This window comes from Roseivivax sediminis, assembly GCF_900112685.1.
In the GTDB taxonomy this organism is placed as follows: Bacteria; Pseudomonadota; Alphaproteobacteria; order Rhodobacterales; family Rhodobacteraceae; genus Roseivivax; species Roseivivax sediminis.
This window is the reverse complement of the sequence record NZ_FOMS01000004.1, coordinates 40,459-63,222: the sequence shown is the minus strand read 5'-3', so window position 1 is coordinate 63,222 and position 22,764 is coordinate 40,459. Positions and strand designations below refer to the sequence as shown.

At 68.5% G+C, this 22,764-nt stretch carries 19 protein-coding genes; 13 read left to right on the top strand and 6 right to left on the bottom strand.

Annotated elements, in window-relative coordinates; translation table 11 throughout:
• Positions 1-12: 12 nt before the first annotated feature.
• Entirely contained in the window at positions 13-852 is an 840-nt protein-coding gene (locus F3H57_RS07600; protein WP_149755308.1) for an SHOCT domain-containing protein, read from the bottom strand.
• Between the two features lie 316 nt (positions 853-1,168).
• Between F3H57_RS07600 and otsB the strand changes: the two genes are divergently transcribed.
• Positions 1,169-1,900 carry a trehalose-phosphatase gene (gene otsB / locus F3H57_RS07595; RefSeq protein ID WP_188129628.1) on the top strand — a complete coding sequence of 244 codons (732 nt, stop codon included), beginning with the start codon at positions 1,169-1,171 and terminating at the stop codon, positions 1,898-1,900.
• Here the strand turns inward: otsB and F3H57_RS07590 are convergent.
• Positions 1,840-2,637: a Crp/Fnr family transcriptional regulator gene (locus F3H57_RS07590; protein WP_188129627.1), complete on the bottom strand. Its 798-nt coding sequence runs from the start codon at positions 2,635-2,637 to the stop codon at positions 1,840-1,842. The two genes, otsB and F3H57_RS07590, sit on opposite strands and share 61 nt — an antisense overlap.
• A 189-nt stretch (positions 2,638-2,826) precedes the next feature.
• Here F3H57_RS07590 and F3H57_RS07585 point away from each other — a divergent pair, with 189 nt between their 5' ends.
• A complete protein-coding gene (locus F3H57_RS07585) occupies positions 2,827-4,293 on the top strand; it encodes an alpha,alpha-trehalose-phosphate synthase (UDP-forming) (protein ID WP_223163004.1) in 1,467 nt (488 codons plus the stop codon).
• Positions 4,290-5,099, top strand: coding sequence for a PIG-L deacetylase family protein (locus F3H57_RS07580; RefSeq protein WP_149755304.1), 810 nt, complete (start codon positions 4,290-4,292; stop codon positions 5,097-5,099). Before F3H57_RS07585 ends, F3H57_RS07580 begins: the two co-directional genes overlap by 4 nt.
• Before the next feature lie 6 nt (positions 5,100-5,105).
• Here F3H57_RS07580 and F3H57_RS07575 read toward each other — a convergent pair whose 3' ends face one another.
• A complete protein-coding gene (locus F3H57_RS07575; protein ID WP_149755303.1) occupies positions 5,106-6,302 on the bottom strand; it encodes a winged helix-turn-helix domain-containing protein in 1,197 nt (398 codons plus the stop codon).
• 119 nt (positions 6,303-6,421) lie between these two features.
• On the opposite strand from F3H57_RS07575, the gene F3H57_RS07570 reads away from it, so the two are divergent.
• Genes F3H57_RS07570 through F3H57_RS07535 form a run of 8 tightly spaced genes read left to right on the top strand, consistent with a single transcriptional unit; the run spans position 6,422 to position 14,661 of the window.
• Complete coding sequence (locus F3H57_RS07570; RefSeq protein WP_149755545.1) at positions 6,422-6,904, top strand: VOC family protein; 483 nt, start codon at positions 6,422-6,424, stop codon at positions 6,902-6,904.
• A 48-nt stretch (positions 6,905-6,952) separates the two neighbouring features.
• Entirely contained in the window at positions 6,953-8,038 is a 1,086-nt protein-coding gene (locus F3H57_RS07565; protein WP_223163018.1) for a Gfo/Idh/MocA family protein, read from the top strand.
• On the top strand, positions 8,035-9,048 hold the full coding sequence (locus tag F3H57_RS07560) for a Gfo/Idh/MocA family protein (protein ID WP_149755301.1): 1,014 nt from the start codon (positions 8,035-8,037) through the stop codon (positions 9,046-9,048). The genes F3H57_RS07565 and F3H57_RS07560 overlap by 4 nt, the downstream gene beginning before the upstream one ends.
• Positions 9,045-10,109, top strand: coding sequence for a Gfo/Idh/MocA family protein (locus F3H57_RS07555; RefSeq protein WP_149755300.1), 1,065 nt, complete (start codon positions 9,045-9,047; stop codon positions 10,107-10,109). The genes F3H57_RS07560 and F3H57_RS07555 overlap by 4 nt, the downstream gene beginning before the upstream one ends.
• A 40-nt stretch (positions 10,110-10,149) precedes the next feature.
• A complete protein-coding gene (locus F3H57_RS07550; RefSeq protein ID WP_149755299.1) occupies positions 10,150-11,427 on the top strand; it encodes an ABC transporter substrate-binding protein in 1,278 nt (425 codons plus the stop codon).
• A gap of 58 nt (positions 11,428-11,485) precedes the next feature.
• A complete protein-coding gene (locus tag F3H57_RS07545; protein ID WP_149755298.1) occupies positions 11,486-12,517 on the top strand; it encodes a carbohydrate ABC transporter permease in 1,032 nt (343 codons plus the stop codon).
• Positions 12,510-13,565: a carbohydrate ABC transporter permease gene (locus F3H57_RS07540; RefSeq protein ID WP_149755297.1), complete on the top strand. Its 1,056-nt coding sequence runs from the start codon at positions 12,510-12,512 to the stop codon at positions 13,563-13,565. Before F3H57_RS07545 ends, F3H57_RS07540 begins: the two co-directional genes overlap by 8 nt.
• A gap of 10 nt (positions 13,566-13,575) precedes the next feature.
• Positions 13,576-14,661 carry an ABC transporter ATP-binding protein gene (locus tag F3H57_RS07535; protein ID WP_149755296.1) on the top strand — a complete coding sequence of 362 codons (1,086 nt, stop codon included), beginning with the start codon at positions 13,576-13,578 and terminating at the stop codon, positions 14,659-14,661.
• A gap of 85 nt (positions 14,662-14,746) precedes the next feature.
• Here the strand turns inward: F3H57_RS07535 and F3H57_RS07530 are convergent, their stop codons facing one another.
• The 3 genes from F3H57_RS07530 to F3H57_RS07520 all read right to left on the bottom strand — a co-directional run bounded on the left by F3H57_RS07530 (position 14,747) and on the right by F3H57_RS07520 (position 19,027).
• On the bottom strand, positions 14,747-16,384 hold the full coding sequence (locus F3H57_RS07530; protein ID WP_149755295.1) for a glycoside hydrolase family 13 protein: 1,638 nt from the start codon (positions 16,382-16,384) through the stop codon (positions 14,747-14,749).
• Positions 16,385-16,388: 4 nt separating this feature from the next.
• Positions 16,389-17,978: an alpha-amylase family glycosyl hydrolase gene (locus tag F3H57_RS07525; RefSeq protein WP_149755294.1), complete on the bottom strand. Its 1,590-nt coding sequence runs from the start codon at positions 17,976-17,978 to the stop codon at positions 16,389-16,391.
• Between the two features lie 116 nt (positions 17,979-18,094).
• Complete coding sequence (locus F3H57_RS07520) at positions 18,095-19,027, bottom strand: isoaspartyl peptidase/L-asparaginase family protein (RefSeq protein ID WP_149755293.1); 933 nt, start codon at positions 19,025-19,027, stop codon at positions 18,095-18,097.
• A 179-nt stretch (positions 19,028-19,206) separates the two neighbouring features.
• Here F3H57_RS07520 and F3H57_RS07515 point away from each other — a divergent pair, with 179 nt between their 5' ends.
• Both F3H57_RS07515 and cphA read left to right on the top strand, forming a co-directional pair.
• Complete coding sequence (locus F3H57_RS07515) at positions 19,207-20,067, top strand: cyanophycinase (RefSeq protein ID WP_149755292.1); 861 nt, start codon at positions 19,207-19,209, stop codon at positions 20,065-20,067.
• Positions 20,054-22,702: a cyanophycin synthetase gene (gene cphA, locus F3H57_RS07510; protein ID WP_149755291.1), complete on the top strand. Its 2,649-nt coding sequence runs from the start codon at positions 20,054-20,056 to the stop codon at positions 22,700-22,702. The genes F3H57_RS07515 and cphA overlap by 14 nt, the downstream gene beginning before the upstream one ends.
• Positions 22,703-22,764: the final 62 nt, after the last annotated feature.

Genomic DNA, 22,764 nt, shown 5'->3' with positions numbered 1-22,764 from the left:
GGCGCCAGCCCCTCAGATCCGGGCGAGCAATTCCGCTTTCTTGGCGGCGAACTCTTCTTCCGACAGGATGCCCTTGTCGCGGAGCGCGCCAAGTTTCTCGAGCGCGGCGAAGACGTCGCCCGCGCTGCCCACGGCGCCCGGCGCCGCGCGCGCCGGGTCCGGCCCGGGCCGATCTACGTCGGTCCGAGGCGCCGGTGCCTCGGCGGAAGGAGCGGGCGCCGCCTTTGCGTCGCCGTCGGCCGCGGGGGAAGCGGGCAGCGCTTCGTCGCCGCGCGCCTCGACTAACGTCAGATCGTGCAGCCGCACCGTCCCGAACTGGCTGGTGAAGGTCCAGTTCGCGGCCCCCGATTGCTGCTGGCTGACCCCGCCGATCCGGTGCCCGCCCGTGTCGTAGACCGTGACGCGCCCGCCGATCCGGGTGGCCAGGCGCCGCGCATCGGGGAAGATCGCGTAGCTCAGATCGTTCTGCGCGCCGGTGGAGGACGGCGTGCCCAAGTTCTCGGGCCACCATCCCGCCCCAGGACCCTGCGGGGACGGGCCGCCCTGCGTCTGCCACTGGCCCGAGGCGGGCGGCGCCGGTTCGAGCAGCGGGCCTTCGGTCAGCGCCGTGGCGATGTCGCTGCACAGGTTGGCCACGAGTCCCTGCAGCCGTGTGTTGAACATGTCCCCGACCATCGTCATGCCGCCGGCCGACCACTGGCCCATGCCGCCAAGCTCGGGATGCGAGAATTGCGCCTGCCGGCCGCCGCCGCGTGTCACCGCCTCCATCAGCGTGCGGACCGCGTCGGCGCTGATGCCGTAGCTGCCGCTCAGTCGCGACTGAGCGCTTTCGCCGTATGGGGTAAGCGGCATGTCTGGCTTCCCTTCCGGGACGCCCACCGGCGCGGCCGGTGGGCGTATCATGCTCTCAACCCCGTGCGGGGCGTCCTGGAGCGTGGCGCGGAACCGGTATTATCACCCGTCTCTGGGACGCCGTGCAAGCCTTTCGGCGCCGCCAGCAGTGGCTCGTCGGTGCCGAGTGACATATCGCAATCGCGAAAGGTGTCGTGCCGGGCAAACGTTTCCGTCGCCAGCGGCACGCTCTAAGGGGCTTGGGCAAAACGGACCTTGTGCGGTCCGGCAAACAAAGTCGCCCCGTTGCGACGCCCGAAGGGACCGAAGGACCGCGATGACCGACACGCCGCCGAATATCGACCTTGCGCAGCACGCGCTGTTTCTCGACTACGACGGCACGCTGGCGCCGATCGTCGACCGGCCCGAGGAGGCGGTGATGCCCGAGGGCACGCGGGATATCCTCGCCGGTCTTCGCGACCGTCTCGGCGGTGCCCTGGCCATCGTGTCGGGCCGGGCGCTCGCGGATCTGCGTCCGCTCGTTGCCGGGCTCGACGTGGCGTTGTCGGGATCTCACGGGCACGAACTTCACCTGCCCGGAACGCCCGAGACCGGGGCGCCGCCGCTGGCAGAACCGCTGCGCCCGGCGGAGTCGCGGCTCACCGCCTTCGCGGCCCGCAACAACATCCGGATGGAGCGCAAGCCCGGCGCCCTCACGCTGCATTACCGCGGGATGCCGCATCTCGAGGACGTGGTGCGCGACACGGTCCGGCAGGAGGCCGCCGCGGACCCTGCGCTGAAGGCGCTGCACGGGAACATGGTCAGCGAGGTCGTGCTGGCCGACGCGGGCAAGGGCGAGGCGATACGAACGCTCCTGTCGCGCCCGCCTTTCGCCGGCCGCAGCCCGGTGATGATCGGCGACGACGTCACCGACGAGCATGGGTTCGAGGCGGCCGGAACGCTCGGCGGCTTCGGCATCAAGATCGGGCCGGGAGAGACGGCCGCGCGCTACCGGCTGGCGTCCGTGGTCGCGCTCAGCGGCTGGCTGGATATGCTCGGCGCCGACTGACGGCCGAGTTGCGCGACTTCAAGATAGCTCGGGTCGAACCGGGCGAGAGTGCTCAGCCGCTCGAAATCGTGGATCACCACTCGGTGCCGATGCCAGTCGATGAGCGACTGGCCGCGCAGCTCCTGAACCGCGCGGTTGGCATGCGCCTTGGACAGCCCGAAGATCCGCTCGAGGTCCTTCTGGTCGAGCGGCATCTCGAAGCTGCCGTTTTCCACGAAGCCGATGATGTCGTAGCGTACGTAAAGCTCGCACAGGAAATGCGCGATGCGCTCCTTGGCGCGCAGCGTCGCGCCGGCGGCGAGCCAGGCGCGGTGGATCTTCGCGTCGATCAGCGTTGTCATCCACAGAAGGCGCGTCAGGTGCGGGTGGTTGCGCGTGAGCTCCTGCAGCGCCTCCTTGGGAACGAGCTGCACCTTGCATTCGCCCTGCGCGACCACGGAATGATCGAGATAGTCGAGCACAAGCGCGTGCAGATCGACGAAATCGCCCGGGATCTGCACCGCGGAGACGATGCCGCGCTCGGACGTGGTCGGCTGCACCCGGAGCGCCATGCCGGACACCACGAGGCAGCTTTCCTCGGGGGCCGGCCCCTGGGGGATGATCGTATCGCCATGGCTGAACCGCCGGCTGCGCACCGGAAGCTGGGCGAGAGCGGCGATCTCGTCGGAGTCCAGTGTCGCGCGGCGCCCGAGCACCAGAGACAGTAGCTGTGAAGTGGGGGTCGTTGTGTCGTTCATCGTGCCGATATCCTCTCCAGGCATGCCGCAAACGAAGGGGTAACCGGGGGTGTCGGGGTAACGCCGAACGCGGCCCCCGCGGTTCCCCGATTGCGCTTCATCAACCCGAATTCCGCCGCTGGAACGAGGGGCCCGGAACGCCTGTTTAGGAGACACGCGGCGGGCACGGCGATGCGCCGATGCTGCGTCATGGCACACTCCGACACGGAAGGCGATCCAGCGATGTCCGGAAAACTCGTCGTCGTTTCGAACCGCATTCCCACCGGGGATACACCCTCCGGCGGGCTTGTGGTCGCGCTTCATGGCGCTCTCGAACAAAGTGGCGGGCTCTGGGTCGGGGCGCATCCCGACACCGCCGGTCCGGGCGACACCGGCCTGACCGAGATCGACCGGGGCAGCTACACGCGCCTCGCCTTCCACCTCAGCGAAGCGGAATACGACAGCTACTATCTCGGCTTTGCCAATTCGGTGCTCTGGCCGCTCTGCCACGGCCGCGCCGACCTCGTGGAACTCGAGCGCAGCTACGAGGAAGGCTACATGGCGGTAAATCGCCGGGTCGCACGGCTTCTTGCCGACAAGATCGAGCCAGACGATACCGTTTGGGTCCACGACTACCATTTCCTGCCGCTCGCCGGAGAGCTGCGCAAGCTCGGCGTCTCGGCGCGGATCGGCTATTTCCTGCACATTCCGTTCCCGCCGCTGAGCGCACTGTCGACGCTGCCGTCGCCGGACGACTTCGCCGACTGGCTGGCCTCCTACAACCTGATCGGGCTGCAGACCCGCCGCGATACCGCTCGGTGCCTGGAGATGTTCCGCTCCGACCCGCGAGCGGAATTCATGACCGATGGCACCGTGAAGTTTCAGGACCGCGTCGTGTCCGTGCGCTCCTTCCCCATCGGGATCGAGGTCGACCGCTTCGCAGAAGCGGCGGCTACGCCGACCGACGCGGCGGACCTCGGCGCCGATATGGGCGAGCAACTGGTGATCGGCGTCGATCGGCTGGATTATTCCAAGGGTCTGCCCAACCGCTTCCGGGCGTTCGGCGAATATCTCGACCGCAAGCCCGAGGACGCGCCCCGCGCCAGCCTTTTGCAGGTCGCCCCGCCGACGCGCGAACGGGTGGCCGCCTACCGCGCCATCCGCGCCGAGCTCGAGGAGATCGCCGGCCGGCTCAACGGCGCGCATTCGGAGCTCGACTGGACGCCGATCCGCTATATCCACCACGCGGTGGACCGCGATCTGCTGGCGGTTCTCTACCGCCGGGCGGAAGCCTGCCTCGTCACCTCTCTCGCCGACGGCATGAACCTTGTCGCCAAGGAATACGTCGCGGCGCAGGATCCCGAGGATCCCGGCGTGCTGATCCTGTCGCGCTTCGCCGGGGCGGGCGAGGACATGACCGAGGCGCTGCTGGTCAATCCCTACGACGTCTCGGAGATGGCCGAGGCGATCGCCACCGCGCTGTCGATGCCGCTTGAGGAGCGCAAGCGGCGCCATGCGGCCTGCCTACGGGTCGTGCGCGACAGCGACGTGTCGGGCTGGGCGCAGCGCTTCGTCGACTGCCTGCGAAACTGTGTGCCGACGCTCGCCTATGACGGCCTTCCCGACGAGGTGCCGGAACGAACGAGATCCAGAACCCCCGTACCGGAGACATCATGACACCCGACATTACCCCCGGCGGGGCCCTGCCGGATTGCATTGCGAAACTTCTGGACGACGGACCCATTGTCGTACTGACGCCGCATCCTGACGACAACGCTTTCGGTTGCGGGGCGCTTCTGTCCCACGCCTTCGCGCGCAATGGCGCGCACGTGATCTGCATGGGCGAGGGCGCGCATTCGGGCCGCAACGGCGGCCATCCCGCGCCGCGCCCGGGCGAGATTGAACTCGCGATGGCGCATCTCGGCGGGCGGGCCGACGACGTCACCGCGCTGCGCCGGCCCTGCGGCTGGCCCGATCAGCGCGACACGTTCGCGATGCTCGCCACGCATGTCGGCACGATTGCCCGCGCGATCGGGGCACGGCGCATCTTCTCCACCGCCGTGATCAGCGACAACGCCGACCACCGCGCGACCGCCGAGATCGCCGAGCGCGCGACGTCGATGTACGGTCTGGAACTCTACCATTACGCGGTCTGGAGTCGATGGACCGAGGCGACCTTCGGGGCCGACGGCTCCGCGGGCATCATGCACCGGCTGCCGGTCGGGGAGGCCGCCGCGGCGAAGGGCCGGGCGCTCGCGTCCTTCCGTAGCCGGTTCGATGCGCTGGCGAAGGGGTCGGCGCACGGCGCCGGACTGCCGCAAAGTTACCGCGACCGGTTCTTGACTGGCGACGAAGTGTTCTTTGCTCCGAGCGGCATCTCGGTCCTGGCCGAGGACGTGCACGAGCTTGCGGAAGAGGACCGCGACACCGCGCTTGCGGAGGCTTCCTCCACGCCACCGCCACGCGCGGACACGTTGAGCTGAACAGGGTCAGGCCCGCAACCAGTCTTCCGCGGCCTCCACCCGGTCCGTGCCGGAGAGGCTGCACACCCGCTCCAGTTCGGTCAGAAGCCCCTTCTGCCGCGCCTTGCCCATGCGCACGCCATCCTCGGGCCAGAAGGCGCGCAGCGCCAGGGCCGCACCGCTCCGCGCGGCATCGAGGCGGCCGATCAGCCGGTCGCCCTGCAGCACCGGGAAGATGTAGTAGCCGTAGCGCCGCTGCGCCTCCGGCACGAAGATCTCGATCCGGTAGCGGAAGCCGAAGAGACGCTCCGCCCGCTTGCGGTCGCGCAAGGCGGGATCGAATGGCGACAGGAGGCGCACCCGGCCCGACGGCTCCGGCAGCGAAGCGGCCGCGTCGAGTGCCGCCTCGGTCGTGAAACTGCGGCGCAAACTGCCGTCGGCCAGCTCCACGTCGACCTCGCGGATGCGGCCGATCGCGCGCGCCTCCGCGCACCACGCCTTTGCCTCCTCCGGGGTGACGATGGCGAAGAAGGCGGCCAGTTCCCCGCTCGTGGCAAAGCCGAGCCGGGCGAGGGCGGCCTCCATCGCCCAGTCGACGATCTCCGTGTTGTCCATCCGAATATTGAGGTACTCGGACGGGATCACCCGCTCCGCCAGGTCGTATTGCTTGCGAAAACCCTGCCGGTGGCAGATCGCCAGCCGCCCGGACCGCCACAGGAACTCCAGCGCAGTTTTCGACGGGTGCCAGTCCCACCAGCCCGAGGCACCGCGCGGTTCCTCCGGCCCGACATCGCGCGACGAGGTGGGGCCGTTGTTCGCCACGTAGGACAGGACGGTGTCGATCTCGGCGTCCCAGCCTTCGCGCTGCCAGGCCGGCCAGCGCCGGCGCATCCGCGCCTCGTCGCGTTCGAACTTCAGCCGCCAGGCGGGATAGAAACGCATCGGGATCACCGACGCATCGTGCGTCCAGTGCTCGAACGCCGCGCGGTCGCGGGCGACCAGCCGCTGCAGCGCGCGGGGCCGGTACTGCCCGCGGCGCGCCCACAGGATCAGGTCGTGCGCCCGCGCCAGCGTGTTGACGCTGTCCACCTGCACGAAGCCGAGCGCGTCGAGCACGCCCATGAGGTCCGCACCGCGCCCCGGCCCGCCTCCGGGGCGCAGCAGCAGGTGCCGGTCGAGAAAAAGCCGCCGCGCGGCGCGGTTGGAAAGGGTGGCACGGGTCATCGCGACACCCTAACGCCGTTCCGCGGCGGCTTCACGCCGATCCTGCACGGGAAGACGTATGTCGCCCGGGATCGCGTGTTAGCCTGCTTGCGGCACGGGTCGGTCAGGAGGATGCGATGATGCAAGAGACCAAGGCAGCCGTCTTTCTATGGTTCGACGGCGCGGCGGAAGAGGCGGCAGAATTCTATGCCGCGACCTTCCCGGATTCGCGGGTGCTGAAGGTGGTGCACGCGCCGGATGGCGTGCCGGGCACCGAGGCGGGCGCGGTGCAGGTGGTGGAGATGACGCTCTGCGGACTGCCATACGTGCTGCTCAACGCCGGGCCGCAGGTGCGGCCGAACGACGCCTATTCGCTGCAGGTCTACACCGACGACCAGGAGGAGACCGACCGGCTGTGGGAGGCGATCACCGGCAATGGCGGGGCCGAGATCATGTGCGGCTGGTGCATGGACCGCTGGGGCTATCGCTGGCAGATCACGCCCCGGATGCTGATGGCGGCGCTGTCGCATCCCGATCGCGCCGCGTCGGCCCGCGCGCAGGCGGCGATGATGGAGATGACGAAGATCGACATTGCCCGGATCGAGGCGGCGCTCGCAGGCTGACCGGCGCCGGTGGCTTTGGGATTGAAGCGCCTCAACGGCTTGGGCAGAGTGCGCGGCGAGACGGCGGTCCGGCGAAGGGGGAGACGCGAATTGTCGAACGGCGGCGGACTGACCTGTGCCCTGATCGGAACGGGCATGGTGGCGAAGACCCATCTGGCGGCCCTGCGCGCGGCCGCGCCCCGCGTGACGCTGCGCGGCGTGGCGGCGAGCCGCGAGGACAGCGCCCGGCGTTTCGCCGAGGCCGCGGGGGGCGATCCGCTGCACATCTACCCCGATGCGCGCGATGTCGCGGCCGATTCGCAGGTGGACGTGGCCGTCATCACCACGCCGCCCAATGTGCGTTTGGAGCTGATCGAACCGCTTGCCCGGGCAGGCAAGCACATCCTTCTGGAAAAGCCGGTCGGCCGCACCGCCGAGGAAGCCGAGAAGGTCGTCAGAATCTGTGAGGCGGCGGGCGTCAGTCTCGGCATTTTCTTCCAGCACCGGATGCGCGCGGCATCGCGCAAGGCGGCGGAGATGGTCGCCTCCGGCAGACTCGGCGCGCTGGGCGTCGTGGAAATCGCGGTGCCGTGGTGGCGCGAGCAGGACTATTATGACGAGCCGGGGCGCGGAAGCTATGCGCGCGACGGCGGCGGCGTGCTGATTTCCCAGGCGATCCATACGATCGACCTCGCACTCAGCCTCGCCGGGCCGGTGGCGTCGGTGCAGGCGATGACCGCGACGACCCGCTTTCACGACATGGAGGCCGAGGACTTCGCCACCGCCGGCCTGCGTTTCGCGGACGGCGCGGCGGGCTCGCTCGTCGCCGGCACGGCGAGTTTTCCCGGTGGCGCCGAGACCATCGTTCTGCACTTCGAGGCCGCCAGCCTGCATCTCGGCTCAGGCGTGCTTAGCGTGCGCTGGCGCGACGGGCGCGAAGAGACGCACGGCGCGGAGGCCGGGACCGGCGGCGGCGCGGACCCGATGGCCTTCACCCACGACTGGCACCAGGCCATCGTCGAGGATTTCGTCGACGCGCTGGAAGAGGGGCGCGCGCCGGTTGCTTCGGGCCGCGCGGCGCTACCGGCGCACCGGCTGATCGACGCCATCGCCCTTTCCGCCGCGCACGGGCGCTGCGTGGAGGTGCCGCAATGACCGCGCCGCTCACCTTCGCCGCGCTCGGGCTTGACCACCGCCACATCTACGGCATGGCAGGCCACATGATCGATGTCGGCGCCCGCTTCAAATGCTGGTGGACGGCCGGGGAGCCCGGCACGCTGGACGGTTTCGACAAGCGGTTTCCGGGGGTGCCCCGCGCTGTCGATGTCGAGGACGTGCTGAGCGATCCGGAGATCGACCTGATCCTCATCGCGGCGGTGCCGTGCGACCGCGCGGAACTTGCGATCCGGGCGATGGAGGCGGGCAAGGACGTGATGACCGACAAGCCGGGCTGCACGACCGAGGGCCAGTTGGCCGCGCTGCGCGAGGCGCAGGCGCGCACCGGCCGGATCTGGAGCGTCGATTTCTCCGAACGTTTCGAGGTGCCTTCGGTCACCCGCGCGGGCGAGTTGGTGGCCGAGGGCGCCATCGGCCGGGTGGTGCAGACCGTGGGGCTGGGGCCGCACCGGCTCAACCGGCCGACGCGGCCCGATTGGTTCTTCGAGAGGGACGCCTACGGCGGCATCCTGACCGACATCGCCAGCCACCAGATCGACCAGTTCCTGCACTTCACCGGCTCGACGGATGCCGAGGTCACGCTCGCCAGCATCGGCAACTTCGCCAATCCCGGCGATCCTGGCCTTCAGGATTTCGGCGAACTGGCGCTCCGCTCCGACAACGGCCACGGCTACGTGCGGGTCGACTGGTACACGCCCGACGCGCTGCCGACCTGGGGCGACGGGCGGCTGGCGATCCTCGGCACCGAGGGGTATATCGAGCTGCGCAAGTACGTCGACGTGGGCGGCGTGGAGGGCACCGATCACCTGATCCTGGTGAACGGCACGCGCTGCGAGAAGATCGCCTGCGCCGATGCCGGCCTGCCCTACTTCGCACGCCTGGCCGCCGACATCCGCGACCGGACCGAAACCGCGATGCCGCAGGCGCATGCCTTCAAGGTCATGGAACTGGCACTGAAGGCGCAGGCGATGGCGGAGGCGCGCGGGTGATCCGCGCGGCGATCCTCGGGGCCGGCATCGGGGCGCAGCATCTCGCGGGCTATCGCGCGTCGCCGGACCGGTTCGAAGTGCGCTACCTGTGCGATCTCGACACCGCGCGGGCGCGCGCCGTTGCGGGCGACGACCTGTCCATCGCCGTGACGGACGATCTGGACGCCGTGCTGGCCGATCCGGAGGTCGATCTCGTCGACGTGTGCCTACCGCCGCACCTGCACGTGCCGGTGGCGACGCGCGTGCTGGAAGCCGGCAAGCACGCGATCTGCGAAAAGCCCATCGCGAGGTCGCTGGCCGAGGCCGACACGCTGATCGAGGCGGAGGCGCGCGCCGGCAAGCGCATTTTTCCGGTCTTCCAGTACCGCTACGGCCTCGCCACCGCGCAGATGGAAGCGCTGGCCGGGGCCGGGCTTGCCGGGACACCCTTCACGGCGAGCCTCGAGACCCACTGGAACCGCGCGGCCGCCTATTACGACAATCCGTGGCGCGGCACCTGGGCGCGGGAGCTTGGCGGCGCCGTGCTGGGGCACGCGATCCACAACCACGACCTGCTGCTCAGCGTCTTCGGCCCGGTGGCGGAGCTGTCGGCGAGCACCGCGACCCGCGTCAACCCGATCGAGACCGAAGATTGCGGCGCCATCCTGATGGTGCACGACAGCGGCGCTCTCTCGACCAGCTCGATCACGCTCGGCGCGGCGACGGACGAAAGCCGCCTGCGCTTCACCTTCGCCGGGTTCACCGCGGAAAGCGGCACCGCGCCCTATGCCCCGGCGGCGGAGGGCTGGCGCTTCACAGCGCGGCCGCCCTATACCCAGGGCGACATCGACGCGGTGCTGGCCCAGGTGGCGCCGCCGCTGACGGGCTTTGCCGGCTACCTCGCGGCCATCGCCGATGCGCTGGAGGGACGGGGCGACCGCACCGTCACCCTCGCGGACGGGCGCAGGTCGATTGAATTCGTGACCGCGGTCTATCAAGCTGCCCGGACGGGCGCGCGCGTCGCGCTGCCGCTGGACGAGGCCGCGCCGCTCTATCACGGCTGGCTGCCGGGGGCGGTGTGACGACGACGACGCGAGGGCTGCGATTTTGGGAGGACGCAGAATGACATATCACAGACTGGCCGCACCGGCGCTCGCCGCCGCGCTGGCGGCCGCGGCGGCGGACGCAAGCGCGCAGGAAATCCGCTTCATGTGCTACTCGGACGGCAATGAATGCGAGGTCTACGACGACATATTGGACCGCTTCGAGGAAGAGAACGAGGGCGTGACCGTCGCCGTCGACACTGTGCCCTATCAGGCGATCCTCGAGAACCTGCCGGTGCAGCTTGCCGCCGGCACCGGGCCGGACATGGCCAAGGTCACCGATCTCGGCGGGCTGAGCGACCATTATCTCGATCTCGCACCGCATGTCGACCGCGCCTACTGGGAAGAGAATTTCGACCGCACGCTCGGCTGGTATCGCGGCGATCGCGACCCCGAGGGTATCTTCGGCATGCATTCGCAGCTGACGATCACCGGCCCGTTCGTGAATGCCACGCTCTTCGAGGAAGCCGGCGTGGAGATGCCGGGCTCAGAGGCCACCTGGGAGGACTGGGCTGAGGCGACGCGAGCGGTAACCGAGGCGACCGAGGCCGATTTCCCGATGGCGATGGACCGCTCGGGCCACCGCATCGCGGGGCCGGCGATCTCCTACGGTGCGCAGCTTTTCGACGAGGAGGGCAACCCGACGCTGTCGGACGAAGGCTTCGAGGCCTATGTCGCGAAATTCGTGGAATGGCACGAGGACGGCACCATGCCGCGCGACGTCTGGGGGGGCGCCGGGGGATCGACCACGGTCGATGCGGCGCAGGAGTTCATCAACGGGGAACTGGTGTTCTACTACTCGGGCTCCTGGAACACCGGCCGGATGGAAGAACAGATCGGCGATTTCTTCGACTGGCAGGTGGTCGGCAGCCCCTGCGGCCCCGAAGGCGTCTGCACCGGCATGCCCGGCGGCTCCGGCATCGTGGGGTTCGAGCAGACCGACCATCCCGAGGTCGTGGCCGCGATCATCGACTTCCTCGCGCAGGAAGAGGTCTACGCCGAAGCAACCGCGCGGACGCTGAACATCCCAGCGCATGCCGCCGTGGCCGAGGCGGGCGTGGAATACGAAGGCGTGTCGGAGCCGGCCTCGGACGCGCTCAACGCGTGGGCGCGGCAGGTGCCGCAGATCTCGCCCGTCGCCTACGATTATCAGGGTTACACGAACAACCGCGCGATGTTCAACGTGACGGTCGAACGGGTCAGCCAGGCCGTCGTCGGAGAGCTCAGCGTCGAAGAGGCGATGCGCCGGATGGAGGAAGACCTCGACGCCGCGATGGCGGAGGTCGGCGCGGAGTGATCCGCGCGACCGGGCCGGCCGCAAACGGCCGGTCCGCCCCGATCCGGAGGCCGAGGCGATGCTGCGCGTGATCGCACCCGTGATGAACGTGATCGAGCTGCCGTTCCGCTGGCTGCAGCGACGGCTGGGGCTGAAGCTGATCGCCTGGGTGTTCCTGCTGCCGAACATTCTTCTGTTCGGGCTCTTCGCCTTCCTGCCGGTGATCCTGAACGTGTTCTACGGCATGACCGGCGGCACCGACGTCATGCTGGCCGACCGGCCCAATGTCGGCGCGGCGAATTTCGAACGCCTGCTGAGCTGCGACAACTACCTCGATCCCAATTCCTGCCGCGACGACAAGTTCTGGCGCGCGGTCTACAACACGATCTGGTTCGTCACGCTGCAGGTCGGCTTCATGGTGGGCTTCGCGCTGATCACCGCGCTCGTGCTCAACCGCAAGATCCGCGCGCGCGGCTTCTTCCGATCGGTGTTCTTCTTTCCCGTGCTGCTGAGTCCGGTCGTCGTGGCGCTGATCTGGAAATGGATCCTCCAGCGCGAGGGGATTCTGAATGCCTTCCTCGACTGGCTGAACGGAACATGGGCCATCGAGGGGCTGAGCGCGGTGATCGTCGCGCTGGGCGGCACGGCGCTGAGCGTGCAGGGTATCGCCTGGATCACCGATGCCGGCTGGGCCTTCTTCTGGTCGGTGTTCATCAGCGTCTGGGCGCATATGGGTTTTTACACGCTGATCCTGCTGGCCGGCCTTCAGGCGATCCCGCGCGACGTCTACGAGGCGGCGACGATGGACGGCGCCTCGGCCTTTCGCACGCTGCGGCGCATCACCCTGCCGCTCCTGGCGCCGACGATGCTGGTGGTGGTGATCCTCGCGCTGATCAAGGGCGTGCAGACCTTCGACGAGGTCTACGCCTTCACCGGCGGCGGGCCGGGCACCGCGACCACCTTCATCATCCAGTACATCTACGAGGAGGGCTTCGCTGGGCAGCCGCGTCTCTTTGGGCTCGCCGCCGCCGCGTCGATCCTCCTGGCGCTGGTGTTGGTCGTGCTGACCGGCATCCAGCTCTGGCTCAACCGCAGGAGCGTCGATGGCTAGGATCGTGGACATGCTGACCGCGACGCGGGGCAAGGGCGGGCGGCTGCACTGGACCGACTGGGTCAGCTACGGTTACCTCTGCTTCGGCCTCCTTCTGATGTTCGGCCCTGTGGTCTGGCTGGTCCTGTCCTCGTTCAAGACGCCGAACGAGCTCGACCGCTTCCCGCCGCGCTTCCTGCCCTACGTGCAGGAGACGGTGGAGGTTGAAGGCTTCGACGACCCCCTGCTGGTCTACACCGCCACCGCCGGAGAGCTTGAAGGCCAGCGGGTGGCGCTCACGCGCCGCGCCGGATCGCGGGCGGAGGTCGTGGTGCCGGACGATCCGGAAAACCGCATCCGCTTGCAGATGAAAGAGCTGGAGGCGCGGGAGCGGGTGGCCTTCACAACCTCCAACTACACCGAGCTGTTCGAGCGCTTCACCTTCTTCCGATATCTCTTCAATTCGACCTTCATCACGGTCATGGCGACGGCGATCATGCTGCTGGTCAACTCCATGGCCGCCTTCGCGCTGTCGAAGTTCGAGTTTCGGGGGCGGACGACCGTGCTGCTTCTGGTCATCGCCACGCTGATGATCCCGCAGACGGTGGTGCTGGTGCCGCTCTATCTGCTGGTCACGCAGATGGGCCTCTACAACAGCCTGTGGGGCGTGATCATCCCCGGCGCGGCGACGCCGACGGGCGTGTTCCTGTTGCGGCAATACATGGTGACGATCCCCGACGAGATCCTCGATGCCGCGCGAATGGACAAGGCGAGCGAGTGGAAGATCTACTGGCGGATCATCCTGCCGCTGTCGGCCCCGGCGATCGCGGTGCTGGCGATCCTCGCCATCATGTGGCGCTGGAACGATTTCCTATGGCCGCTGATCGTCCTCAGCGAGAACGAGAACTTCACGCTCCAGATCGCGCTCTTCTCCTTCCAGGGGGAGTTCCAGACCGACTGGCCTAACCTGCTGGCGATGACGGTGCTGACGCTGCTGCCGATCTCTTGCGTGTTCATGTTCCTGCAGAAATACATCGCCACCGGCATCGCCTCCACCGGCGGCAAGTAGAAGGGCACCCATGGCCAGCATCGAACTCAGGGACGTGCGCAAGAGCTTCGGGACCACCGAGGTCATCAAGGGCATCGACCTGGCCGTCGCGCACGGCGAATTCTGCGTGTTCGTGGGCCCGTCGGGCTGCGGCAAGTCCACGCTTCTGCGGATGATCTCGGGGCTCGAAGGCATCACCGCCGGCGAGATCGCCATCGGCGGCGAGGTGGTGAACCGCGTCGCCGCCGCCGACCGCGGCCTCGCGATGGTCTTCCAGTCCTACGCGCTCTATCCGCACATGACGGTGCGCCAGAACCTCAGCTTCGGGCTGGAGAATATCGGCACGCCCCGCCGCGAGATCGCCGAGAAGATCGAGGCGGTGGCGAAGATGCTGCAGATCGACCCGCTTCTGGACCGTCGGCCCAAGGACCTTTCGGGCGGCCAGCGCCAGCGCGTGGCCATCGGCCGCGCGGTGGTGCGCGAGCCCAAGGTGTTCCTGTTCGACGAGCCGTTGTCCAATCTCGACGCGGAGCTGCGTGTGGGCATGAGGGGCGAGATCGCCGGCCTGCACCGCCGGCTCGGCAACACGATGATCTACGTGACGCACGATCAGGTCGAGGCGATGACCATGGCCGACAAGATCGCCGTGCTGCGCCTCGGCCGGCTGGAGCAGTTCGGGCGGCCGCTGGAGCTTTACAATCATCCCGCGAACCTCTTCGTTGCCGGGTTCATCGGCTCGCCCAAGATGAACTTCCTCGCCGGGACGGTGGCGGAGGATCGCACCGCGCTGGTGCTGCCGAGCGGCGAGCGGATCGCGCTGCCGGAAGAGGGCTTTGCGCAGCGGGCGGGGCAGGCCGCGACGCTCGGCATCCGGCCGACGGCGCTCCGGCCGGACCCGGCGGGCGCGCTGTCGATCGATGTGGACACGGTCGAGCAGCTCGGCGGCGAGTCGTACATCTACGGCACGACGCGGGACGGGCGGGCGCTGACCATGCACAGCCCCGGCCAGACCGGCGTGGAAATCGGCGAGACGGTGACGCTCGGCCTGCCGGCGGAAGAGATCCACCTCTTCGACACTGAGAGTGGGCTGACCCTGCGCGAGGGTCCGAGCGGCTGACGCCGGAACGTCGAAAACGCGTGTGAGCGCGGACACCGATCAGCGCTACCGGGGTGCTGCCTCTCCTTGCCGCGTCTGAGCGCGCTCAGCTCTCTCGCAGGAGCGCCCGCGCCTCCCACGGCTCCAGAGACACGAGCCGGTCAAGCGTCACCGCGCCGCCCTGGATAAGGTCGGAATACGTCCCCGCAAGTTCCTCGGGCAGATCAAGCACCGCCGGCGCGGAGGTGAGGTTGGCGACGACCAGCGCGGTTTGCCTTGCGTCCTCGCGCAGGTAGGCAAGCACCGCCGGATGATCCTCTGCGAGCGGCGTATGGTGCCCGGTGACGAAGATCGGATGGTCACGCCGCAGTGCGATCAGCCGCCGATACCGTTCAAAAACGCCGTCCGGGTCCGCCCGGTCCGCGGCGACGTTGATCCACTCGTGGTTCGGGTTGAGCCCGATCCACGGCGTGCCGGCGGTGAAGCCGGCGCCGGGCGCGGCGCTCCATTGCATCGGCGTGCGGGCGTGGTCCCGGCTGGTGATGTTGGCCCCGGCAAGGAAATCGTCCTCGCTCACGCCGCGCGCGGTCTCGGCGGCGTGGTGGTTCAGCGTCTCGAGGTCTCGGAACTCCGACAGGTCGGCGAAGCGGCGGTTGGTCATGCCGATCTCTTCGCCCTGGTAGACGAAGGGCGTCCCGCGCATCAGGTGCAGCGCCGTCGCCCAGGCCTTGGCGGAGGCGACGCGATGCGCTCCGTCGTCGCCGTACACCGACACGTGCCGCGGCAGATCGTGGTTCGACAGGAAGAGCGAATTCCAGCCGTCCTCGGCCAGCGCCGCCTGCCAGTCGTTCAGCACCCGCTTCATCCGCGGCAGATCGAAGGGCCGCGGCTTCCACTTGCCGTGGACCGGGTCCCAGCCCTGCACGACGTGGTTGAACTGGAACACCATGTCGAGCTCGCCCCGGTCTCGCCCGCAGTAAAGCGGCGCGGTCTCGGGGCTCACCGACCAGCTTTCGCCGATGGTGACGACGTCCCGGCCGGCAAACGTCTCGCGGTGCATCTCCTGCAGGAAGGGGTGCAGGTCCGGGCCTTCCTCGAAGAGGCCCGCATCCACGTCCTTGCCGATGAGGCTGATCACGTCCATGCGGAAGCCCGCGATGCCGCGGTCGAACCACCAGTTCATCATGTCGTAGATCTCGCGCCGGAGCGCAGGGTTCTGCCAGTTGAGATCGGGCTGCGCCGGGCTGAAGAAGCCGAGGTAATAGCGTCCGACCTCCGGGGCGAAGGTCCAGGCCGGGCCGCCGAAACAGGCCTGAAGTTCGCTCGGCGGGCCGCCGTCCGGGGCCGGGTCTCGCCAGATGTAATAGTCGTGCTCGGGCGCCTCGCGAGAGGTGCGCGCCGCCTCGAACCATGCGTGGCGGTCCGAGGAATGGTTGACCACGAGGTCCATGACGATGCCGATGCCGCGGGCCCGGGCCTCCGCGATCAGCCGGTCCATGTCGGCGAGCGTGCCGAATTCCGGCGCGATGTCGCGGTAATCGGCGATGTCGTAGCCGTTGTCGACCATGGGCGAGCGGTAGACCGGCGAGAGCCAGACGAAGCCGATCCCGAGATCGGCAAGGTGATCGAGCCGCGAGAGGATGCCGGGGATGTCCCCGATCCCGTCGCCGTTCGAATCCTGGAACGAACGGGGATAGATCTGGTAGCCGGCGGCGCTCTGCCACCAGTGTGGTGTCGCGGCCATGGGCTCAGCCCCTCTGCGCGATGAAGACGCCGTTGCCCGGCAGGTGCAGCGACGCGCCCGCCGCAACGCCGTCCGTGGTCAACAGCGGCGTCAGTCCGTCCGGCAGGTCCGCGTCAGCCGCGTCGGGGCCGAGGTTGAAGGCGCAGAAATGCGTCCCCCCGCGCCAGAAGGCGAGGACCGGCTCCTCGGTCTGGGCGAATGTACTCTGCCCGGTGCGCAGGGCAGGGTGTGCGCGCCGCAGGGCGATCATCCGGGCGTAGAAGGCGGGGATTCCGTCCTCGGGATCGTGCCGGTCGAGCGCGCGGGCCAGGTGCGGCGGCTTGACCGGAAGCCAGGTTTCCTCCGCCTGCGAGAACCCGCCATGCGGAGCGTCGCCCTCCCACGGCATCGGCGTGCGCGATCCGTCGCGCCCCTTGTTGTCGGGCCAGAAGACGCGGCCCTCTGGGTCGACAAGCTCGTGGTAGTCGAGGTCGGCCTGCGGCAGTCCCAGCTCCTCCCCCTGGTAGAGGCAGACGGAACCTTCGAGCGACAGGAGCAGCGCCGCGCAGAGCCGGGCGAGCGCGTCCTCGCTCTGTCCGAAACGCGCCCAGCGGGTCATGTGCCGCGGCACGTCGTGGTTGGAGAAGGCCCAGCACGGCCAGCTGTCGGGCGCTTCCTGCCGCAGCCATTCGATCTGCCGGCGCACATGCGCGGCCGAGAATTTCTCGCCCATCAGCTCGGGCGTGTAGGCCATGTGGAGCCGGCCCGGCGCGGTGTAGTCGGCCAGCCGCTCCGCCGGGTAGTGGGACTCGCCCACCTCGCCGACGAAGACGCGGGCGTCGTAGCTGTCGAGAAGCGCGCGCATGTCCTCCATGAACGGCAGGTTCTCGGGCCGGTTCTTGGAGAATTGCGGGAACTGCATCTCGTAGGTCTTGTAGTCGGGCTCCGTCTTCTCGCGCCAGTCGACCGGATTGTCGCGCAGGTGCGGGTCCTGCAGGTAGTGGTTCACCGCGTCGAGCCGGAAGCCGTCCACCCCGCGGTCGAGCCAGAAGCGCAGCGTGTCGAGTGCCCAGGCCTGCACCTCGCCGTTGTTGAAGTCGAAATCCGGCTGCTCCTTGAGGAAGGTGTGGAAGTAGTACTGCTTGCGACGCACGTCCCATTCCCAGGCGGGCCCGCCGAACACAGCCTGCCAGTTGTTGGGCGGCATCCCGTCGGGCTTGGGATCGGCCCAGAGGTACCAGTCCGCCCTGGGGTTGTCGCGCGAGGCGCGGCTTTCGGTGAAGAACGGGTGCCTGTCGGAGCTGTGCGAGAGCACCTGGTCGATCAGCACCCGCAGGCCGAGGCCGTGGGCGCGCGCGACCAGCCCGTCGAACTCCGCCAGCGTGCCGAAGGAGGGGTCGATGTCGCGGTGGTCGGAGACATCGTAGCCCATGTCGGCCATCGGCGAGGGGAACACCGGCGACAGCCAGATCGCCTCCACCCCGAGGTCCGCGACATGCGGCAGGCGCCGGGTGATCCCGGCGAGATCCCCGAAACCGTCGGCATTGTCGTCCTGAAAGGACCGCGGATAGATCTGGTAGATGACGGCGCCGCGCCACCATTCCTGGTCGCTCATGGCTCGTTTCCCTGTCCTGCCCAAGCCGGGGGCCGGAGCCCCGCGCAAGGGTGCCAACTGGGGCGGGGCAGGGGGGATGGCAAGGCGCCGCGCGGCGATCGGCGGCGCCCGCCCGGTCAGTAGATCGCGGTGCCGCGCGCGCCGGAGTCGGTGCTCCAGCCGCGATACATGCCTTCGCAGTTGAACGGCGCGGCGATGGAGCCGTCCGCGCCGACGCCGATCAGGCCGCCGCCGCCGCCGATCGCGGTCAGCTCCTCGCCGATCACGGCGCTTGCGGCATCCCCTAGCGTTGCGCCGGCGAGCCGCATCCGTGCGTCGACTTCGTGCGCGACCGACAGGCGCAGGAACGCCTCGCCGTCGCCGGTGGCCGAGATCGCGCAGGTTCGGTTGTCGGCATACGTGCCGGCGCCGGGCACCGGGCTGTCGCCGACGCGGCCAGGCCGCTTGGCGGTCATCCCGCCGGTGGAGGTCGCAGCCGCGAGGTTGCCGTCCGCGTCGCGCGCCACCGCACCGACCGTGCCGTGCCGGCGCGAGGGGTCGTCGTCGAGCGCGCCCTCGGCTTCCATCCGCAGAGTCTCCTGCAGACTGTTCCAGCGCTCCTGCGTGAAGAAATAGCTCTCGTCCTCAAGGGCGATCCCGGCCTCGCGCGCCAAAGCGAGCGCGCCCTCTCCGATCATCAGGACATGGGGCGTGCGCTCCATGACGGCGCGCGCGAGGCGGACCGGATTGCGCGGCCCGCAGATGCCGGCGACGGCGCCTGCGAAACGCGTGCGCCCCTCCATGACGGCGGCATCCATCTCGTGCTTGCCGTCGCGGGTGAAGACTGCGCCGTGCCCGGCATTGAAGAGCGGCTCGTCCTCCAGAACGACCACGGAGGCCGTCGCGGCGTCGAGCGCGCTGCCCCCCGCGCGCAGCACCTCCTCACCGGCAGAGAGCGCGCGATCCAGCGCCGAGTGGCATGCCGCCTCGCGCTCAGGCGTCATCTTTTCGCGCGGAAGCACGCCCGCCCCGCCGTGGATGACAAGGGAAAAACCTTCTGTCGGGGCCATGTAGCCTCCCTACAATGCACAAGAACTGGGCTGACTTACCGGTTCCGGCACAATTTCATGTGGCAAACACGCATCGCGGCGCGGGATCTCACGACAAGATGCGTGGAAGTTAATCGCTTGATGATATGATCGGCGCAAGGTTTATGTCACAGACGTCCAGACCCCGGAGCCCCTACGTGATGAACATGCCCGTAAAGATCTCCTCCAAGGGCCCGCTGATCGCCATCGGCGGGGCAGAGGAGAAGCACGCCGAATCCGCCATCCTGCGCCGCGTCATGGCGCTCACGCCCAAGGAGGCGCCGGTGGTCGGCATCATAACCACGGCCAGCTCCGTGCCGGACGACGTCTATGCCGGTTACCGCGACGCCTTCGGACATCACGGCGCGGCCGAGGTTCTGGACATCCGCATCCGCAGTCGCGCCGACGCCGCGGACGAGACGTTCCTGGAGATGATCCGCCGCTCCGACGTGATCTTCCTGTCGGGCGGCGACCAGATGCGGCTGACCAACATCCTCGGCGCCTCGCCGGCGCTGGAGGAGATCCGCAAGCACTGGTCCGACGGCGCGGTGGTGGCGGGCACCTCGGCGGGCGCGGCCTGCCAGTCGCGCACGATGGTCTATGGCGGCCCGGCCGACGACGCACTGCGCAAGGGCGCGGTGAAGATGAGCGCCGGCTTCGGTTTCGTCGAAGGAGTCATCATCGACACCCATTTCCTCGAGCGCGGGCGGTTCTCGCGGCTGATGGAGGTCGGGGCGACCAACCCCGAATACCTCGGCGTCGGCCTCGGCGAGGATGCGGCGGTGCAGTTCGACGGCGATCTCATCCGAGCCTTCGGGCCGGGCCACGTCATCCTGGTTGACAGCACGGGTATCAGCGGATCGAATGTGTTCGATCTCGCCGACGGGGAACCGGTTGCGGTTTCCGACGTTAGGATGCACGCGCTGGTCGAGGGCTACGCTTACTGCCTGAAGGACCGGCGGGTCCTGGGACCCAACGAGCTCAGGGCCGAAAGGCTGGAGCATAGGATTGCGTATACTTGAACACCGCGCGCTGCGTGGCCCGAACTACTATAGTCGCTACCAGGCGATCTACATGCGCCTGGACATCGAGGAACTTGAGGACAGGTCCAGCGACCAGGTCGACGGCATAGCCGAACGGCTCGAGGCGCTGATGCCGACGATACACGACCATCGCTGTTCTGTCGGGGAGCCGGGCGGCTTCCTGCAACGGGTGCGCAACGGCACCTGGGCGGGGCACATGGTCGAACACGTGGCGATCGAAATGCAGAACCTCGTGGGGTTCTCTGTCGGCTATGGCAAGACCGTCGATAGTTACCAGAAGGGCGTCTACAACGTCGTTTACCGCTACCGCGACGAGGCCACGGGCCTTGCCGCCGGCGAGGCGGCCGTCGATATCGTGAAAAAGCTCTACGACGGTGCCGAGGTCGATCTGCAGCCGCACATCGACCGCCTGAAAGAAGTACGGGACGCCAACGCGCTCGGCCCCTCCACCGGCTCTATCGTCAATGCCGCGAGAGAGCGTAACATCCCGTCCTACAATCTCACCGAAGGGACGAGCTATACCCAGCTTGGCCACGGGGTGAAGCAGCGCCGCTTCCAGGCGACGGTGACGGACGGGTCGGGGATCATCGGCCACTCCATCGCTGACGACAAGGACTGGACCAAGCAGGTGCTCGCCGATGCCGGCATCGCCGTGCCGCGCGGGCAGACCTGCTATTCTTTCGAGGAGGCGCAGGAGGCCGCCGCGTGGATCGGCTGGCCGGTGGTGACCAAACCGCTCTCGGGCAATCATGGCCGGGGCGTGAGCACCGACATCGCCTCGGACGAGGATCTGAGGGCTGGTTATGACGCGGCCCTGGCCCGCGCCCGCGACGACAACACCGGCGTCATCGTGGAAAGCTACATCAAGGGCGAGGATCACCGCCTTCTGGTGATCGGCGGAAAGCTCGTCGCCGCCGCGCGGCGGCGTCCCGCCCATGTCGAGGGCGACGGCAAGCACACGATCCAGCAGCTTATCGACGAGGCGAACAAGGATCCCCGCCGCGGTGTCGGCCACGAGAACCTGCTCACGCAGATCCACGTGGACGAACAGACGCGCCGGATGCTCGACCAGGCGGGACTGACGCTCGACACCGTGCTGCCGGAGGGCGAGCTGGCGTTCCTGAAAGCGACCGCCAACATCTCCACCGGCGGCACCGCCACCGATCTGACCGACGAGGTGCATCCCGAGATGCGCTTCACCATGGAGCGGGTGGCGCGGATCGTCGGGCTCGACATCATCGGCATCGACCTTCTGTGCGAGACGCTGTCGCTTCCGCTCGAGGAGCAATCGGCGGGCATCGTGGAGGTGAACGCCGGCCCCGGCTTCCGGATGCACATGGCGCCGACGCACGGCACCCCGCGGCCGGTCGGGCAGCACGTCGTGGACATGCTGTTCCCGGATCAGACGGACGACGGGCGTATCCCGATCACCGCGATCACCGGGACCAACGGCAAGACCACGACGACCCGTCTCACCACACATATCCTGCGGCAGGCAGGCTGGTCCGTGGGCATGGGCTGCACCGGCACTGTGGAGATCGACAACCACGTGATCCTGCGCGGCGACTATTCCGGACCGGCGGCGGCGCAGGCCGTCCTTCGCGAACCGACGGTCGAGCACGCCGTGCTGGAAGTGGCGCGCGGCGGCATCATGCGGCGCGGTCTCGGCTTCGACGAGGCGGATGTGGGCGTGCTTCTGAACATCGCCTCCGACCACCTTGGGGAGCGGGACATCCACACGCTTGAGGAACTGGCGCGCTGCAAGACGGTCGTGGTCGACGCGGTCAAGCGCAAGGGCGAGGGCGGCTATTGCGTGCTCAACGCCGACGATCCTCTGGTGATGGAGCACGGCACCTACTGGGCGCGGGGGGAGATCATCTATTTCACGATGGATCCCGACAACCCCGCCCTGGCCGAGCATCTGAGCGAGATGGGCATGGTGCTGACCGTCAAGAACGGCTGGATCGTGCTGCTGCGCGGCAAGGTCACGGTGCAGATCGTTGAGGTCAACGACGTGCCCATCGCCTTCGAGGGGCACGCGCCGTTCAACGTCCAGAACGCGATGGCCGCCGCGGCGGCGGCGCTGGCGCACGGGCTGGAGATCGACGATGTTCGCGCGGGTCTGCTGACCTTCCACCCGACGCCGGCGCAGATGCCCGGACGCACGAACTATTTCGAGGCGGACGGCGTGAAGTGCCTGATCGATTACGGCCACAATGTCCCGGCTCTGAAGGCGCTCGCGCCGTTGGTTACCGGACTCGGCACGCAGCGCCGGATCTCAGTGTCGACGGCGCCGGGCAACCGCCGCGACGAGGACCTTAAGGGCCTCGGCGCGGAACTCGCCGGCATGTGCGACGCGGTCTTTGTCTACGAATCCGACTTGCGGGGGCGCGCAGAAGGCGAGGTCGCCAAGCTCATCTCCGAGGGCGCGAAAGAGGCGGGCTCCGCCGGCCGCGTCGAGGTGATCATGAGCGAGGCCGAGGCGGTGGAGCGCGCCATGGAGGAAGCGACGCAGGGCGATTTCCTCTTGCTGCTCGTTGACGACATCGAGGGGACGACGGCGCGCCTCAAGGGCCGCAGCTTCCCCAAGCAGGCCGACCTCGCGCGGACCTGAACAACGACAAGAGTGACGCGAAAGGCGCGCGGCCCGCATCCGGCCGCGCGCCGTGCAAGGGG

Bases quoted from the DNA above. Each gene is read 5' to 3' on its own strand.
- F3H57_RS07515 (WP_149755292.1), top strand. From the start codon at position 19,207: ATGAACATGCCCGTAAAGATCTCCTCCAAGGGCCCGCTGATCGCCATC.
- F3H57_RS07530 (WP_149755295.1), bottom strand. From the start codon at position 16,384: ATGGCCGCGACACCACACTGGTGGCAGAGCGCCGCCGGCTACCAGATC.
- F3H57_RS07600 (WP_149755308.1), bottom strand. From the start codon at position 852: ATGCCGCTTACCCCATACGGCGAAAGCGCTCAGTCGCGACTGAGCGGC.
- F3H57_RS07580 (WP_149755304.1), top strand. From the start codon at position 4,290: ATGACACCCGACATTACCCCCGGCGGGGCCCTGCCGGATTGCATTGCG.
- F3H57_RS07540 (WP_149755297.1), top strand. From the start codon at position 12,510: ATGGCTAGGATCGTGGACATGCTGACCGCGACGCGGGGCAAGGGCGGG.
- F3H57_RS07550 (WP_149755299.1), top strand. From the start codon at position 10,150: ATGACATATCACAGACTGGCCGCACCGGCGCTCGCCGCCGCGCTGGCG.
- F3H57_RS07590 (WP_188129627.1), bottom strand. From the start codon at position 2,637: ATGAACGACACAACGACCCCCACTTCACAGCTACTGTCTCTGGTGCTC.
- F3H57_RS07520 (WP_149755293.1), bottom strand. From the start codon at position 19,027: ATGGCCCCGACAGAAGGTTTTTCCCTTGTCATCCACGGCGGGGCGGGC.
- F3H57_RS07545 (WP_149755298.1), top strand. From the start codon at position 11,486: ATGCTGCGCGTGATCGCACCCGTGATGAACGTGATCGAGCTGCCGTTC.
- otsB (WP_188129628.1), top strand. From the start codon at position 1,169: ATGACCGACACGCCGCCGAATATCGACCTTGCGCAGCACGCGCTGTTT.
- F3H57_RS07560 (WP_149755301.1), top strand. From the start codon at position 8,035: ATGACCGCGCCGCTCACCTTCGCCGCGCTCGGGCTTGACCACCGCCAC.
- F3H57_RS07575 (WP_149755303.1), bottom strand. From the start codon at position 6,302: ATGACCCGTGCCACCCTTTCCAACCGCGCCGCGCGGCGGCTTTTTCTC.
- F3H57_RS07525 (WP_149755294.1), bottom strand. From the start codon at position 17,978: ATGAGCGACCAGGAATGGTGGCGCGGCGCCGTCATCTACCAGATCTAT.
- F3H57_RS07585 (WP_223163004.1), top strand. From the start codon at position 2,827: ATGGCACACTCCGACACGGAAGGCGATCCAGCGATGTCCGGAAAACTC.
- F3H57_RS07535 (WP_149755296.1), top strand. From the start codon at position 13,576: ATGGCCAGCATCGAACTCAGGGACGTGCGCAAGAGCTTCGGGACCACC.
- F3H57_RS07570 (WP_149755545.1), top strand. From the start codon at position 6,422: ATGCAAGAGACCAAGGCAGCCGTCTTTCTATGGTTCGACGGCGCGGCG.